Genomic DNA, 15156 nt, shown 5'->3' with positions numbered 1-15156 from the left:
GTTTTGGACGCTAAGCTATTACCAATTAGAGAAATGGCTTGTTTTTGCAACCCTAACCTTCTTGGCCTCCTTAACAATCTTATTAAGTAAAAAAAGAAAATAATACTATTTATAAAAACAACTGTCTTCAAGATAGTTGTTTTTACTTTTTACGGATAGAAAAGTAAGGAAATCAAAAATGGTGAAGTTATTGTATAGAAAGGAGAGTCAAAATATTGAAAAAAGTTTTAGCTAACTTCATCCAATCCTTAAAAAAACAAAGAAAGGGAAAAAATGTCTAAAATTCTTAAAACCACCGCAGTTACATTACTTGCCTCAGTCATGCTCAATACATCACTTCACAGTGTATTAGCAGATCAGGTACCTGATTCTAAAATTGAGTTAGATGCTATGAGACCGAAAAAAATCATACCTATTTCAGATCTCAGTGGAAACCTAACGCTTCCTAAACCTGACAATAAAATGCTTGAAAAAGCCAAAATTCTAGAAGGCCACTTCTATGTGAAAAGAAGAGGTGCTGTTGGGCTAAAAGGGGATCCGAAAGAATTAGCAACCTTGCTTGGTATTTCAGAAACAGATGTTCAGCTTTACTTCGAAGCAGTCCAGGAATTACCAAATGTTTATATGAAAGGTCCTGTTGGTATTCGGTTTAACCTTGGTCCCAAAGTAAGGAGCTATCGGCTGGGCCGTCAAAACTGCTGTTGAAAGTCATAAAAAAACTACTCTAGCTGTTGTTTATATTCCAGGCGTCGATCTAGTTTATACTGTAAATGTACCTTAAACCCAAGTCCTCCTCAAATTAGAATTAAGCAATATTATTTTAATTTTCAAGAAGAAAGCTCTGCCTAAAATAGCAGAGTTTTCTTCTTATTTTCGAATAGCTAAGGTAAGGAGGTTTGTCATGAAAAATTTTACAAAGAAGGGGATCTCATTTCTCCTATTCGTCAGTTTAGGTTTGGCTACTCTATTTCCACCTTGTTGTCAACCTGCAATGGCTGCTGTCATCGAAGATGACTACCCTATCAATTGGAAATCAGGTCTGGGATCAGATACTTGGGGAATGTACCTGAGACAGTGTACTTCTTTTGTAGCCTATAGGCTTCATATTGTCAATGGCTTCTCTCTCCCGCCAGGGTATGGTAACGCTGATTCTTGGGGTCATGTTGCTCGTCGAAATGGCTATCAAGTTGATATAAATCCTCAAGTTGGTTCCGTTGCTTGGTTTGATAAAGGTGTTAATCTTTCGCACCGAGAGTATGGGCATGTCGCTTGGGTTGCTGAAGTTAAGGGCGATTTGGTGACCTTAGAAGAATACAATTACAATGCTGGTCAAGGACCAGAGAAATACCATCGTAGAGAGATTCTGCGTCATGAAGCCTCAGGTTATATTCACTTTAAAAATCTGATAAACAATAGCTCACACATCTCTATTAGTCAGCTTAACCGACAATCATACCTAGCACCAAAAGGAAGTTACACTTTCAATCAAAGAAGAGCTGTAAAGGCTCAACCTTTCCTAAACAGCTCTGATTTAGTCTATTACGAAAAGGGGAATACTGTTCATTATGATAAGATTTTGGATGCTGATGGTTATCGTTGGCTTTCCTATATTGGAGGATCTGGTAATAGGCGTTATGTTGCTATAGAAAAACTGGAACAGCAAGAAGAATCTAATGATTTTAAAGTTGAGCAAATGGTTCACTTCAAGGGTCCTTTCCAAGTCAGTCACAATCATGGATGGATGATTTCAAGTAATGTTCTTGCAGGTGGAGCTGCTACTCAACTCAATTGGCTTGACCCTGGTCCCCTCATCGAAACTGATAAGATTGGGCAAAAAGCTGGAGACCAAGTCCTCTATCCTGGAGACTACTTCAGCATTCCGGGAGAATTTAAGATTCTACAGGTCGACCAAAAATCCAAAGGAATTAAAATTAAAATTGGACAAAAACAGACTTGGATAAGTATGGACCAAGTCCACAAAAAGAAATGACTAAAATAAAGCTGAGATCCCAAATGTAAAATTCAGTCTTTATTTTCAGAACATCACCTTACAAATTTAAATACCCAACTTTTAATTTAAGTATCTCATTCAAAAATTTGGAAACTTCATTTTAAAGACTCTTTTATTACTTATTCTTGTGTTTTAAATCATTGAAGTTACATAAATCACTTAAAATCTATGATTTAGTTTGCAATTATTAACAACGTTCATTGGTTGACATTAATAGATAGTAAAAAGCTAGCCATTTTTTGGGCTAGCTTTTTGGGGATTATAGGAGGTTTATGAAAAAGAAAATTAGGGGTTCCTATTGCTAGGATAGGTAAAGTATAGAGCAAACAACTTAAGGAAAACTTAAAGATTCCTTTCAAAAACCTTAAATTTTCTACAGAAAGTAGTAAATTTCTTAATATTTAAACTGAAAAACAGCTTCCTTTATTCACTACAATTTTTTCTCAATAAGCAGTATAAAAATTATTCTCCATGAGCTTTCCAAAAAAGAAAAGAAACCCTTGAAGGTTTCACTGAAAATTACGTTTCCAACAGTTAATTAAACGTAATACACCTTTATTTTTCTAAACGTTCCAAGAGATAGTCAATAAGATCACCTATACGTGTTAATTTTTCAACATCTTCATCTGGAATACTTAGATTAAAAGAATCTTCCACGTTTATAATAAACTCTGTCAATTCAATTGAATCAACTCCTAAATCATCTTTTAAACTTGTTTGCTCGTTTAGAATGACATTCTTAGGGGCATCCTGTTCCATTATAATTTCTTGTAATTTTTCTAAAATAATTTTTCTAGCCATTATTGCTAATCTCCTTAGAAAATTCTTCCATTAACTGTCCAACAATGTCTGTTTCGAGCATTGACCGAATTTGTTTTATAGTATAAAAAATAGAGGTCTCACCGCTTGAACCATGTGATTTAACCACTGGAGCTTTAAGCCCAAAAAGTACAGCTCCACCAGCATCTGAATAATCTAGGGAATGCTTCATATCTTTCAAGCTGTCCTTCATTAGAAGGGCTCCTACTTTAGCTTTGAAGCCACCACTCTTAATAGACGTTTTTAACTGCTTCATAATACTAAGAGCAGTGCCTTCAATAGACTTCAAAACAGCGTTTCCCGTGAAACCATCAGTCACAACAACATCAGCAATGCCGTTCATCAGGTCACGCGCTTCGACATTACCAACAAAATTTAGGCTAGAATCGGCATCAAGTAAGGCATAGGTCTCTTTACGGAGAGGATCGCCCTTCGTATTTTCAGTTCCATTGTTGAGCAAACCTACCCGAGGATTAGCAATACCACGAATATTTTTTGCATAAAAAGATCCTAATATAGCATATTGGTGTAGATGTGCTGCTGTATTTTCAGCGTTAGCTCCTAAATCAAGCATATCAAACCCAACTTTATCATTTGTTGGTAAAGTTGAGAGTAGACCAGGACGATCTACACCTTTAATGCGGCCGACAACAAAAAGACCTGCTGCCAGAAGGGCACCTGTATTTCCTGCCGAGAGAACCGCATTGGCCTTTCCCTCTTTTACTGCTCTAGCTGCTAAAACCATAGAGGCATTCTTTTTACGACGTATAGCCTTAGCTGGCTCATCATCTGAGTTAATTTTTTCATCAGTATGAATAATAGTAACACGCTCTGAGGGCGTCAGATAGGTTTCTATTTTTTCTTGATCCCCATAAAGCTGGATTTCAATATCAGAAAAAGCTTGAATGGCTTTATTAACACCTTCTACAATAGCTTTGGGAGCGTTGTCCCCACCCATAGCGTCAATAGCAATTTTTTTCATATAATGTAATTCCTTTTGCTTTCCTTAACTGTCAAATAATGACCCTATTATAGCATAAAGTTAAATCATTTCACAGCAGACAATAATAATCGCCCATACATATTCATCTTATTCATGTTCATGGTTAAACCAAGCTACCAGCCGCTGATTTTTCAACTCAACGAAATTTTTATTCCGACTCCATAATATGACCCCATTTATCTAAATCATCAATAAATTTCTTACTTTTGAGATGGATACCTACATAATCTTCATAAAGGTCATCAATAAAATGACGAAGCTTCTTTTTCATATCTTTTTTAAGAGAGATGTTCTTTAATTCAGAAAATTGAACATTTTGAAATTGATCTAATAAATAAAGTACATTGGGATCGAGATGACTGCGATGAGTGTCTTCTTGTAAATGATTAGGACACAAAGGTCCTGAATATTTATGAGAAAAATCAAAGGGTAAGCCTACACGATGGCAAAAAACACATTCATGGAAATTCAACCTAACACCAAAACGTTCTAAAATTTGAATTTCAAAAATATTAGTCAAAATTTCGTAATCCAAACCTTCTTCCATTAAATCTAAGGTTTTTCTAGCAAAAGCAAAAAGCTGACTATCGGCTTCATTATCTGGTATTGCCGCATCCACTAGAGACATAACATAAGTAGCGTAAGCTAAGCGATATAAATCCTGATTTATCCTAGGATAAGTTTGTACATCATTGTAATCATCTATATAAGAAAGACCTTTTTCATTGATCTTTAAGACGAAATCAGCAATTGTTAAGGGTTGGATAACAGATGCTAGTTTTGATTTACTAGCGTGCTTGATAAAAAACATTCGCTTCCCAGCTGTCTCTGTGAACAACTTGACGAGCTTATCATCTTCTCGATAATTTTTATTGTAAAGAACGAGTGCGTAACTTTCTTTAGTTTTCATAGTTTTCCATAAAAATGGCCAAACGAGCCATTGCTTCAATGATAACGGTCATACTTGCAGCATAAGATAGGCGAATATAACCTTCTCCAAATTGGCCAAAAGCAATTCCTGGAATGACCGCAACTTTTTGCTCTCGAGCAAAGTCTTGACAGAATTTAAAGGAATCCTCCTCACCAAATCCTTTTGGAATCTTAGCAAAGATATAAAAAGCTCCATCAGGTCTAATAATAGAAAAACCAAGCTTTGTCATTGCTTCAATAATATAATCTCTGCGAAGCAAATAGTCATGTTTCATGGGAAGAGTATCGTTCATTCCATTCGTTAATGCTTCAATTCCAGCAAATTGCGCCATAGTAGTAGCTGCTGTAACGAGATATTGATGACTCTTGAGCAATTGACGTGCTAAAGGTTCTTTCGCAAAAATAAAACCAATACGCCATCCTGTCATAGTGTAAGATTTAGATAAGCCATTAATTAATATAGCTTGTTCCGGTAGAAATTGAGCAATAGATACGTGAGCTTGATCTGTATAATTTAACTCTGAGTACACCTCATCAGAAATAACAAAGACAGGAAATTTTTTGAGAACCTCGGCAAAAGAAATGATTTCTGCACGGGAATAAGTGACTCCCGTGGGATTAGCCGGATAATTTAAGAGCACAGCCTTCACTCTTTCTCCTTCAGCAAGCAAAGCTTTTTCCAAAATATCCGCAGTTAAAACAAAATTGTTAGGAGTTGTATCAATTTCTACAATTTCCGCCCCTGCTAAGGTCACTATAGGTTCATACCCTGGATAAGCAGGAGCTGGCAGAAGTACTTTATCCCCTGGCTCTAAAACAGCTAAGAGAGCAGCCGATAGGGCTTCTGTTGCACCAATCGTCACCATAGCTTCATTATCTGGATTAAAATCTAAATGATATTTTTCTTTTACAAAATGGCAAGCAGCTTTCCTTAATCCTACTAATCCACTCATTCCCGTGTAATAGGAATGATTGTCATCAATCGCTTTTTTAGCCACTTCCTTAATGTGATCCGGCGTTGTAAAATCTGGTTCACCAAGTGTTAACCTAATCATACCTGGAATGTCAGAGATTGATTGATCAAATTGCCTAATCAACGAAATTTCAATTTTGTTAAGTTGTTTATTAAACCTGTGACTTAAATCCACAAAAGTCCTCCTAAATAAGTGAATACTACTATTATACCTGAAATTCTCAAAATAAACATTAAAAGCGAGAAAGACAAAAGTAGTCAATAAAAAAAGTAGTCAAAGACTACTTGGAAATTTACTCCACTTCAAACAGTGGAGATAATGGACGTTTTTCATGAATTCTAATAATTGCCTCACCAATTAGGTTAGCAATGGAAATTTGTTCAATTTTATCAATTAAACGTTCTTCTGGAAGATAAATGGTATCTAAAACAACTAATTTTTTAATAGCAGATTTTTCAATATTCTCTAAGGCAGGGCCTGATAAAACAGGGTGAGTACATGAAGCATACACTTCTGTTGCACCAGCTTCAGCAAGAGCATCCGCGGCATGACAAATTGTACCAGCAGTATCAATCATATCATCGATAAGAATACATTTTTTACCGTCAACGTTCCCAATAATGTTCATAACTTCACTAGTGTTCATTTTATTAACACTACGACGTTTGTCTATAATTGCAATTGGAGTGCGGAGGAATTGCGCTAATTTACGCGCCCGAGTCACACCACCATGGTCAGGGCTAACGACAACAACATCATCACCAACCAAGCCTTTACGTTTAAAATAATCAGCAATTAACGGTGCACCCATCAGATGGTCAACAGGGATATCAAAAAATCCTTGAATCTGTGCCGCATGGAGGTCAACAGTCAATAAACGATCCACACCAGCAACTTCAAGCATATTTGCTACTAATTTTGATGTAATTGGTTCACGAGAACGAGCTTTTCGATCTTGTCTTGCATAGCCATAATAAGGCATAACAACACTTACAGTCTCTGCACTTGCTCGTTTCAATGCATCAACCATAATCATAATCTCCATTAAATTATCATTTACAGGTGAACTCGTAGATTGTAAAATGAAAACATGATGACCACGAATTGATTCTTCAATATTAACTTGTATTTCACCATCCGAAAACTGACGAACGGTAGACTTTCCAAGCTCAATCCCCATAGAATTTGCTACTTTCTCCGCTAGTACCTTGTTTGACGAAAGGGCAAACAATTTCAAATCAGAATAAGACATTTTTTCCTCCAAAGTTTTAATCCTCTACCATTTTAACCCTTTTTAACTATTTTTTCAATTCTTTTCCAAACTTGAGGGTATTAAAAAGACCAGCTAAGCTGGTCACTCTTTTTAGTTTGGATAAATGTAAACAGCGGATCCAAGTGAAGTTGCAGTTGGATTAAACCAGCCACGGTGATTAGCAATAGATTGAATTCCATTGTAATTACTTTCCATTACTTGAATCTTAGTTGAACTTTCAACAGAAGTAACGTAAGCAACGTGACCGTATCCTCCGCCAGTCCATACAGCGACAGAACCTACAACTGGTGTACTACTTACAGTGTAACCTGCTGCTGCGGCACTTGCTGCCCATTGTCCACCGTTACCCCAATAGTTACCTACCCATGGTGCAAGTGATTTAACACCCCAAGTACATTGACCAACTGGATAAGTGTTAGCTGCACTATAAGTCTGTCTAGGTGTGAATGAAGCAGGTGCAGCACTTGCTACTGGTGAAGATGAGGCTACTGGCGCAGCACTTGCTACTGATGAAGTTAATCCTGCAGGAGCTGGCGCGGCACTCGTAGAAGCTTGTGGAGCTACTGCAGCTTGTGCTTGAGCAACTGACTCTGCTTGAGCTCTTGCTTCTGCTGCTGCTTTTTCTTTAGCTGCTGCTTCTGCTGCTGCTTTCTCTGCAGCTACACGTTCAGCTTCAGCTTTTTGACTTTGAAGGCTAGTTTTTTCAGACTCAGCAGTAGCCATCTTTTCAGAAAGATTAAGTTTCGCTACTTCTAAGTTGGCTTTTTGTGTCTCTAATGACACCTTATTAGCAGCAATTGTTCCCATATTTGCTGCCACAGTATTAATAGCTTGTTGGTTTTCAGTTTGTTTTTCTTCAAGAGCTTTTTTATCTGCTATTTGTTGATTTAACATTTTAGCATTTGCACTAACAACTTCACGAATTGCGGCAATACGATTTACTGCATCTGAAATTGATTTAGAATTCAAAAGCGTATTAATATAGCTTGAAGTTGTATTACCTTTTTGTGCACTACGAGCTTGTTTTTTCAAAGCCTCATTACGAGCTACAATTTTACTAGAAAGAGCTTGAATTTCTTCTCCCAACTTAATAGACTTAGCTTGTAGTTCATCATTTTCTTGTGTTAAATTATCTTGCTCACTTTGTAATGAGCTAATTTGATTTTGTAGTGTTGTTACTTTTTCTTGCGCTTCTGATTGTTCTGCTGTTAATTTTGATATAATTGTGTCTTGTGCAGCAATTCTAGAATCAAAATTATCTGCATTAACAGTCGCAGCAGCTCCAAGGGTCACACCACTTACAAGAACGGCTGATAAAATTCTCTTTTTCATTAAAAAAACTACTCCTTTTCGATAAGACATCATATATTGTATCAAAAAAAACAAGAACTAATGTTACGCCCATATTACAGTTATGTGTAATAATCAATAAAAAAATCGGTTCAATTGTTTATAGATTATTACAAAAAATGACACATTGAAAATCAATGAAGGTAAAAAATGATAAGTTATGTAAAAACTCCAATAATTATTCATTAAATGATGTCTTTGTAAGAGCATAAAGGTAAGTGTATAAAAAATACACAAATTAACTGAAAATAGCAAGACACTTTGAAAAAGAGTTACTGAGCTTTTAAATATCTTTTTTTCCGAAAAAGTTAACAAAGTATAGACAGGAAAAGCAATTATCATAATACCAAATTGATCAAAATAGTAGTAATCGTAAACAAGGCCACATGCCGTAGCAAGTAGAGACATAACATAATCCAGACCATTAAGAGCAATAGAAATAAAAAATAAAAAAATCAGAAAAATAGCTGAATTTACCTTCACATTTTCAACAAAAATCATACTAAATAAGTGTGTTATATGAGCATCCAATAACAGTAAAGGGATAGCTGATATGCACCATAAAAATAGCCTTTTATTCATTTTAAAATTTCCCAACAATTGAAAGATAATTCATCTCAGAAAAGTTTCCAGATAAAGAAATATAAACCTTACGTTGTAATTTATCATCTGCATCCTCTACTTTTTTTACTTTTCCAATGAGAATATCCGAAACTGATGCCCCATCTAAACCGCTAGTATAAACTGAGGAGCCAAGCGTAAGTGTATCGTTTGAGTTAAGTTCACTTGCTAACATTGTTTTCGTTGACGCAGAATACGATATTAGATTAGCATACACGATCGATTTCTGACCCTTAATTTTAATTGGTAGATTCAATGGTTTTCCACATGTTAATAAATCAACATGTGATACACCTTTATCAACAGTGGAAACTCTCCCAACTAAAGCTGACCCTGAAACTACAAGCATACCCGTTTCAACCTTTTTACTTTTGTCAAATTTTATAACAATAGCTTGTGACCAAGTTTCAGGTGTTCTGGTAATGATTTGAACAGGTACCCTACTAGTTTTAGGTAAGTGAACGTTGTATTGATCTCTTAGTTCCTTATTTTCCTTTCTCAGCTGCTCAACTTCGCTAGAAATTAATTCTAACTTAGAAATTTTATTTTTAAGTTTTTTATTTTCTTCAAAAGTCTTCAAAAATCCTTTGCCATCAGATATAGCATCTTCCAAGACCTTGAAAGGTTTTCCAATTATAGTATCAATTTGACTCATTACACCAGTAGTAGCCCGCGAAATCTGAGGTGAAATCGATAAATTGTAGAAGGATGAAAGTAAAAATACTAAAACAATTACAGAAGTAATTATAAAAATCAATCTAGAAAATTTTTTATTAAACATGTATCTCTCCCTGGAATAAAAAAAACGAAATATCTAAATTAGATACTTTCGTTTATCAATACGGAGAATAAGGGATTCGAACCCTTGCGCCAGTTTCCCGACCTAACGATTTAGCAAACCGTCCTCTTCAGCCTCTTGAGTAATTCTCCATTATATTAATGGGCACGAGTGGACTCGAACCACCGACCTCACGCTTATCAGGCGTGCGCTCTAACCACCTGAGCTACGCGCCCAAGCTACAGTATAAATGTATAGCTTGGTAAAAACTATAAAGCGGGTGACGAGAATCGAACTCGCGACAACAGCTTGGAAGGCTGTAGTTTTACCACTAAACTACACCCGCAGTCTAAATAAATGGCGCGAGACGGAATCGAACCGCCGACACATGGAGCTTCAATCCATTGCTCTACCAACTGAGCTACCGAGCCATGATAAATACAAATAATGTCTATTGCGGGAGCAGGATTTGAACCTACGACCTTCGGGTTATGAGCCCGACGAGCTACCTAGCTGCTCCATCCCGCGATAATCTCTAAAGGAGGATGTGGGATTCGAACCCACGCACGCTTTTACACGCCTGACGGTTTTCAAGACCGTTCCCTTCAGCCGGACTTGGGTAATCCTCCAAATAAATATAAATGGACCTTGTAGGACTCGAACCTACGACCGCTCGGTTATGAGCCGAGTGCTCTAACCAGTTGAGCTAAAGGTCCAAAGTCATCCATATTTAAATATAAAATAGCGGCGAAGGGGATCGAACCCCCGACCTTCCGGGTATGAACCGGACGCTCTAGCCATCTGAGCTACACCGCCATCACATCGGGAAGACAGGATTCGAACCTGCGACACCTTGGTCCCAAACCAAGTACTCTACCAAGCTGAGCTACTTCCCGAATTTATGCACCCTAGAGGAGTCGAACCTCTAACCGCCTGATTCGTAGTCAGGTACTCTATCCAGTTGAGCTAAGGGTGCTTTTTATTAAATTAATGCCGAGGACCGGAATCGAACCGGTACGATGTAAACCATCGCAGGATTTTAAGTCCTGTGCGTCTGCCAGTTCCGCCACCCCGGCCACTCAAAAGCGAACGACGGGATTCGAACCCGCGACCCCCACCTTGGCAAGGTGGTGTTCTACCACTGAACTACGTTCGCAATTGTTGTAAATGCCGGCTACATGATTTGAACACGCGACCCTCTGATTACAAATCAGATGCTCTACCAACTGAGCTAAGCCGGCCTAAGGTTATGCGGGTTAAGGGACTTGAACCCCCACGCCGTTAAGCGCCAGATCCTAAATCTGGTGCGTCTGCCAATTCCGCCAAACCCGCTTGATGACCCGTACTGGGCTCGAACCAGTGACCCATTGATTAAAAGTCAATTGCTCTACCAACTGAGCTAACGAGTCTCATCTTCATCTTTTTAATCAATTAACGAATGACATAAGCTTCGCTTATTCTATCCGCAACTTTTAAAAGTCAACCTGACTTTTAAAACGGTCCCGACGGGAATCGAACCCGCGATCTTCGCCGTGACAGGGCGACGTGATAACCGCTACACTACGGGACCTCGTATCTTTATTAATACTATGGGAGTTAACGGGTTCGAACCGCTGACCCTCTGCTTGTAAGGCAGATGCTCTCCCAGCTGAGCTAAACTCCCATCGAGTGGTCTAAGCTAAGCGACTTCCGTATCTAACAGGGGGCAACCCCCAACTACTTCAGGCGTTCTAGGGCTTAACTACTGTGTTCGGCATGGGTACAGGTGTATCTCCTAGGCTATCGTCACTTAACTTATGATTGAACTGTATTCGAACTTAAATCTTACTGAAAAAGTTAAACTTCCTTGTGTGCAACCACACAGCCTCAATTCCCTATTTTCATACAGATTTTTTAACGTTCTCACTACTTAAGATTAGTCCACTCAAAATTGAATAACTATATCTTATCAAGAACTCTACCTCTTTGTCAATAAACGTGTGACAACTATTTCTTATCTTTGGATAAGTCCTCGAGCTATTAGTATTAGTCCGCTACATGTATCACTACACTTCCACTTCTAACCTATCTACCTGATCATCTCTCAGGGCTCTTACTGATATTAAATCATGGGAAATCTCATCTTGAGGGGGGCTTCGCACTTAGATGCTTTCAGCGCTTATCCCTTCCCTACATAGCTACCCAGCGATGCCTTTGGCAAGACAACTGGTACACCAGCGGTAAGTCCACTCTGGTCCTCTCGTACTAGGAGCAGATCCTCTCAAATTTCCTACGCCCGCGACGGATAGGGACCGAACTGTCTCACGACGTTCTGAACCCAGCTCGCGTGCCGCTTTAATGGGCGAACAGCCCAACCCTTGGGACCGACTACAGCCCCAGGATGCGACGAGCCGACATCGAGGTGCCAAACCTCCCCGTCGATGTGAACTCTTGGGGGAGATAAGCCTGTTATCCCCAGGGTAGCTTTTATCCGTTGAGCGATGGCCCTTCCATGCGGAACCACCGGATCACTAAGCCCGACTTTCGTCCCTGCTCGAGTTGTTGCTCTCGCAGTCAAGCTCCCTTATACCTTTACACTCTGCGATTGATTTCCAACCAATCTGAGGGAACCTTTGGGCGCCTCCGTTACCTTTTAGGAGGCGACCGCCCCAGTCAAACTGCCCGTCAGACACTGTCTCCGATAGGGATTGCCTATCTGGGTTAGAGTAGCCATAACACAAGGGTAGTATCCCAACATCGCCTCTAACGAAACTGGCGTCCCGTTCTCAATGGCTCCTACCTATCCTGTACATGCGGTACAGATACTCAATATCAAACTGCAGTAAAGCTCCATGGGGTCTTTCCGTCCTGTCGCGGGTAACCTGCATCTTCACAGGTACTAAAATTTCACCGAGTCTCTCGTTGAGACAGTGCCCAAATCATTACGCCTTTCGTGCGGGTCGGAACTTACCCGACAAGGAATTTCGCTACCTTAGGACCGTTATAGTTACGGCCGCCGTTTACTGGGGCTTCAATTCAGATCTTCGCTTGCGCTAAACCCTCCTCTTAACCTTCCAGCACCGGGCAGGCGTCACCCCCTATACATCATCTTACGATTTAGCAGAGAGCTGTGTTTTTGATAAACAGTTGCTTGGGCCTATTCACTGCGGCTGTCATCGCTGACAGCACCCCTTCTCCCGAAGTTACGGGGTCATTTTGCCGAGTTCCTTAACGAGAGTTCTCTCGATCACCTGAGGCTACTCGCCTCGACTACCTGTGTCGGTTTGCGGTACGGGTAGTATGTAGTTAAACGCTAGAAGCTTTTCTTGGCAGTGTGACATCACTAACTTCGCTACTAAACTTCGCTCCCCATCACAGCTCAATGTATCAGGTATAAGCATTTGACTCATACCACACCTCACTGCTTAGACGTGCTCTTCCATTCGCACGCTTTAGTTAGCCTTCTGCGTCCCTCCATCACTATACATACTAGTACAGGAATATCAACCTGTTGCCCATCGAATACACCTTTCGGTCTCTCCTTAGGTCCCGACTAACCCAGGGCGGACGAGCCTTCCCCTGGAAACCTTAGTCTTACGGTGGACAGGATTCTCACCTGTCTTGCGCTACTCATACCGGCATTCTCACTTCTATGCGTTCCAGCACTCCTCACGGTATACCTTCTTCACACATAGAACGCTCTCCTACCATTACTATTACTAGTAATCCACAGCTTCGGTAAATTGTTTTAGCCCCGGTACATTTTCGGCGCAGGGTCACTCGACTAGTGAGCTATTACGCACTCTTTGAATGAATAGCTGCTTCTAAGCTAACATCCTAGTTGTCTGTGCAACCCCACATCCTTTTCCACTTAACAATTATTTTGGGACCTTAGCTGGTGGTCTGGGCTGTTTCCCTTTCGACTACGGATCTTAGCACTCGCAGTCTGACTGCCGATTATATCTACTTGGCATTCGGAGTTTATCTGAGATTGGTAATCCGGGATGGACCCCTCACCCAAACAGTGCTCTACCTCCAAGAGACTTAACATCGACGCTAGCCCTAAAGCTATTTCGGAGAGAACCAGCTATCTCCAAGTTCGTTTGGAATTTCTCCGCTACCCACAAGTCATCCAAGCACTTTTCAACGTGCCCTGGTTCGGTCCTCCAGTGCGTTTTACCGCACCTTCAACCTGCTCATGGGTAGGTCACATGGTTTCGGGTCTACATCATGATACTAAGTCGCCCTTTTAAGACTCGGTTTCCCTACGGCTCCGTCTCTTCAACTTAACCTCGCATCATAACGTAACTCGCCGGTTCATTCTACAAAAGGCACGCTCTCACCCATTAACGGGCTCGAACTTGTTGTAGGCACACGGTTTCAGGTTCTATTTCACTCCCCTCACGGGGTGCTTTTCACCTTTCCCTCACGGTACTGGTTCACTATCGGTCACTAGAGAGTATTTAGGGTTGGGAGATGGTCCTCCCAGATTCCGACGAGATTTCGCGTGTCTCGCCGTACTCAGGATTCTGCTAGGGCTCAATTCAATTTTAAATACGAGGCTGTTACTCTCTTTGGCTTACCTTCCCAGGTAATTCTTCTATTAAATTAAAGTCCCACGTCGCAGTCCTACAACCCCGAGGAGTAAACTCCTCGGTTTGCCCTCCTGCCGTTTCGCTCGCCGCTACTAAGGCAATCGCGTTTGCTTTCTCTTCCTGCAGCTACTTAGATGTTTCAGTTCACTGCGTCTTCCTTCTCATGACCTTTATAGTCATGGATACTAACCATTAGTTAGTGGGTTCCCCCATTCGGACATCTCTGGATCAGCGCTTACTTACAGCTCCCCAAAGCATTTCGTCGTTAGTCACGTCCTTCTTCGGCTTCTAGTGCCAAGGCATCCACCGTGCGCCCTTATTAACTTAACCTTATTCCAGTCTTTCGACCTTCTTATTTTTTAATATGTTCGCGTTTATCTTTTTTTCGGTTTATTTCTTGTTACTTTTCTACAATCATTTGTATGATCGTGGAATTTGATATAGTTATTCAATTTTCAATGGACTATTATGATATTAAGAACCGTTACGACTTGTCGTAAAACTTGCGTAAAATAAGGAACAAACCAGTGATGTGTCTTCAGACACGAGATGGTTTTGACTTATTTCTAGTAAGTTTAGGTTCGTATTCAAATATCATTTATCTAGTTGAACACGAGATTAATTTCTTAGGAAAATAGATAACCTTCCTTGTGTGCAAGCACACTGTGTCAGATTCCTAATTTTCTACAGAAATTTCGGCAAGCCGAACATCTCTTTGTATCCTAGATAATGGAGCCTAGCGGGATCGAACCGCTGACCTCCTGCGTGCAAAGCAGGCGCTCTCCCAGCTGAGCTAAGGCCCCGACTAATAAACTGGTTGTTA

9 protein-coding genes, 18 tRNA genes and 2 rRNA genes are annotated in these 15156 nt (G+C 39.9%); 2 read left to right on the top strand and 27 right to left on the bottom strand.

Going from position 1 to position 15156, the window contains the following annotated elements; translation table 11 throughout:
• The first annotated feature begins 273 nt into the window (after nucleotides 1–273).
• Both FGK96_RS00235 and FGK96_RS00230 read left to right on the top strand, forming a co-directional pair.
• Entirely contained in the window at nucleotides 274–705 is a 432-nt protein-coding gene (locus FGK96_RS00235) for a hypothetical protein (protein WP_232045778.1), read from the top strand.
• A 196-nt stretch (nucleotides 706–901) separates the two neighbouring features.
• Nucleotides 902–1990, top strand: a complete 1089-nt coding sequence (locus FGK96_RS00230) for a CHAP domain-containing protein (protein ID WP_138080376.1) — start codon at nucleotides 902–904, stop codon at nucleotides 1988–1990.
• Between the two features lie 576 nt (nucleotides 1991–2566).
• On the opposite strand, the gene FGK96_RS00225 is transcribed toward FGK96_RS00230, so the two are convergent.
• The 27 genes from FGK96_RS00225 to FGK96_RS00090 form a co-directional block, all read right to left on the bottom strand.
• On the bottom strand, nucleotides 2567–2812 hold the full coding sequence (locus tag FGK96_RS00225) for a phosphopantetheine-binding protein (protein WP_138080374.1): 246 nt from the start codon (nucleotides 2810–2812) through the stop codon (nucleotides 2567–2569).
• A complete protein-coding gene (plsX, locus tag FGK96_RS00220; protein WP_138080372.1) occupies nucleotides 2805–3812 on the bottom strand; it encodes a phosphate acyltransferase PlsX in 1008 nt (335 codons plus the stop codon). Before plsX ends, FGK96_RS00225 begins: the two co-directional genes overlap by 8 nt.
• A gap of 169 nt (nucleotides 3813–3981) precedes the next feature.
• Nucleotides 3982–4743 (bottom strand): DNA repair protein RecO, encoded by a 762-nt coding sequence (gene recO, locus FGK96_RS00215; protein WP_138080370.1) that lies wholly within the window; start codon nucleotides 4741–4743, stop codon nucleotides 3982–3984.
• Entirely contained in the window at nucleotides 4733–5911 is a 1179-nt protein-coding gene (locus FGK96_RS00210) for a pyridoxal phosphate-dependent aminotransferase (protein WP_138080368.1), read from the bottom strand. Before FGK96_RS00210 ends, recO begins: the two co-directional genes overlap by 11 nt.
• A 118-nt stretch (nucleotides 5912–6029) precedes the next feature.
• Complete coding sequence (locus tag FGK96_RS00205; RefSeq protein WP_138080366.1) at nucleotides 6030–6989, bottom strand: ribose-phosphate diphosphokinase; 960 nt, start codon at nucleotides 6987–6989, stop codon at nucleotides 6030–6032.
• A 111-nt stretch (nucleotides 6990–7100) separates the two neighbouring features.
• Nucleotides 7101–8342: a peptidoglycan hydrolase PcsB gene (gene pcsB, locus FGK96_RS00200; RefSeq protein ID WP_138080364.1), complete on the bottom strand. Its 1242-nt coding sequence runs from the start codon at nucleotides 8340–8342 to the stop codon at nucleotides 7101–7103.
• A 601-nt stretch (nucleotides 8343–8943) separates the two neighbouring features.
• Nucleotides 8944–9762, bottom strand: a complete 819-nt coding sequence (gene mreC, locus FGK96_RS00190) for a rod shape-determining protein MreC (RefSeq protein WP_138080360.1) — start codon at nucleotides 9760–9762, stop codon at nucleotides 8944–8946.
• A 61-nt stretch (nucleotides 9763–9823) separates the two neighbouring features.
• Nucleotides 9824–9911: transfer RNA gene (locus FGK96_RS00185), tRNA-Ser, on the bottom strand.
• Nucleotides 9912–9921: 10 nt separating this feature from the next.
• A tRNA-Ile gene (locus tag FGK96_RS00180) sits at nucleotides 9922–9995 on the bottom strand.
• Nucleotides 9996–10034: 39 nt separating this feature from the next.
• Nucleotides 10035–10105: transfer RNA gene (locus FGK96_RS00175), tRNA-Gly, on the bottom strand.
• Nucleotides 10106–10117: 12 nt separating this feature from the next.
• A tRNA-Phe gene (locus tag FGK96_RS00170) sits at nucleotides 10118–10190 on the bottom strand.
• A gap of 23 nt (nucleotides 10191–10213) precedes the next feature.
• Nucleotides 10214–10287 (bottom strand) — tRNA-Met (locus FGK96_RS00165).
• Between the two features lie 11 nt (nucleotides 10288–10298).
• Nucleotides 10299–10388: transfer RNA gene (locus FGK96_RS00160), tRNA-Ser, on the bottom strand.
• Nucleotides 10389–10401: 13 nt separating this feature from the next.
• Nucleotides 10402–10475 (bottom strand) — tRNA-Ile (locus tag FGK96_RS00155).
• 26 nt (nucleotides 10476–10501) lie between these two features.
• Nucleotides 10502–10575, bottom strand: a tRNA-Met gene (locus FGK96_RS00150).
• Nucleotides 10576–10581: 6 nt separating this feature from the next.
• Nucleotides 10582–10655: transfer RNA gene (locus FGK96_RS00145), tRNA-Pro, on the bottom strand.
• 6 nt (nucleotides 10656–10661) lie between these two features.
• A tRNA-Arg gene (locus tag FGK96_RS00140) sits at nucleotides 10662–10735 on the bottom strand.
• A gap of 15 nt (nucleotides 10736–10750) precedes the next feature.
• Nucleotides 10751–10835, bottom strand: a tRNA-Leu gene (locus tag FGK96_RS00135).
• Nucleotides 10836–10843: 8 nt separating this feature from the next.
• A tRNA-Gly gene (locus tag FGK96_RS00130) sits at nucleotides 10844–10915 on the bottom strand.
• A gap of 12 nt (nucleotides 10916–10927) precedes the next feature.
• A tRNA-Thr gene (locus FGK96_RS00125) sits at nucleotides 10928–11000 on the bottom strand.
• Nucleotides 11001–11009: 9 nt separating this feature from the next.
• Nucleotides 11010–11091: transfer RNA gene (locus FGK96_RS00120), tRNA-Leu, on the bottom strand.
• A 4-nt stretch (nucleotides 11092–11095) separates the two neighbouring features.
• Nucleotides 11096–11168 (bottom strand) — tRNA-Lys (locus tag FGK96_RS00115).
• 88 nt (nucleotides 11169–11256) lie between these two features.
• Nucleotides 11257–11329: transfer RNA gene (locus tag FGK96_RS00110), tRNA-Asp, on the bottom strand.
• Nucleotides 11330–11349: 20 nt separating this feature from the next.
• Nucleotides 11350–11422: transfer RNA gene (locus FGK96_RS00105), tRNA-Val, on the bottom strand.
• A gap of 14 nt (nucleotides 11423–11436) precedes the next feature.
• Nucleotides 11437–11552, bottom strand: a 5S ribosomal RNA gene (gene rrf / locus FGK96_RS00100).
• A 206-nt stretch (nucleotides 11553–11758) separates the two neighbouring features.
• Nucleotides 11759–14663: ribosomal RNA gene (locus tag FGK96_RS00095) — 23S ribosomal RNA — on the bottom strand.
• 400 nt (nucleotides 14664–15063) lie between these two features.
• Nucleotides 15064–15136: transfer RNA gene (locus FGK96_RS00090), tRNA-Ala, on the bottom strand.
• Nucleotides 15137–15156: the final 20 nt, after the last annotated feature.

This window comes from Streptococcus porcinus (genome assembly GCF_901542335.1).
GTDB lineage: Bacteria > Bacillota > Bacilli > Lactobacillales > Streptococcaceae > Streptococcus > Streptococcus porcinus_A.
This window is presented reverse-complemented; position numbering and strand designations above follow the sequence as displayed.

What these genes read in the sequence shown, in the direction of transcription:
- FGK96_RS00230 (WP_138080376.1), top strand. Translation starts at nt 902, where the DNA reads ATGAAAAATTTTACAAAGAAGGGGATCTCATTTCTCCTATTCGTCAGT.
- FGK96_RS00225 (WP_138080374.1), bottom strand. Translation starts at nt 2,812, where the DNA reads ATGGCTAGAAAAATTATTTTAGAAAAATTACAAGAAATTATAATGGAA.
- FGK96_RS00235 (WP_232045778.1), top strand. Translation starts at nt 274, where the DNA reads ATGTCTAAAATTCTTAAAACCACCGCAGTTACATTACTTGCCTCAGTC.
- plsX (WP_138080372.1), bottom strand. Translation starts at nt 3,812, where the DNA reads ATGAAAAAAATTGCTATTGACGCTATGGGTGGGGACAACGCTCCCAAA.
- pcsB (WP_138080364.1), bottom strand. Translation starts at nt 8,342, where the DNA reads ATGAAAAAGAGAATTTTATCAGCCGTTCTTGTAAGTGGTGTGACCCTT.
- recO (WP_138080370.1), bottom strand. Translation starts at nt 4,743, where the DNA reads ATGAAAACTAAAGAAAGTTACGCACTCGTTCTTTACAATAAAAATTAT.
- mreC (WP_138080360.1), bottom strand. Translation starts at nt 9,762, where the DNA reads ATGTTTAATAAAAAATTTTCTAGATTGATTTTTATAATTACTTCTGTA.
- FGK96_RS00205 (WP_138080366.1), bottom strand. Translation starts at nt 6,989, where the DNA reads ATGTCTTATTCTGATTTGAAATTGTTTGCCCTTTCGTCAAACAAGGTA.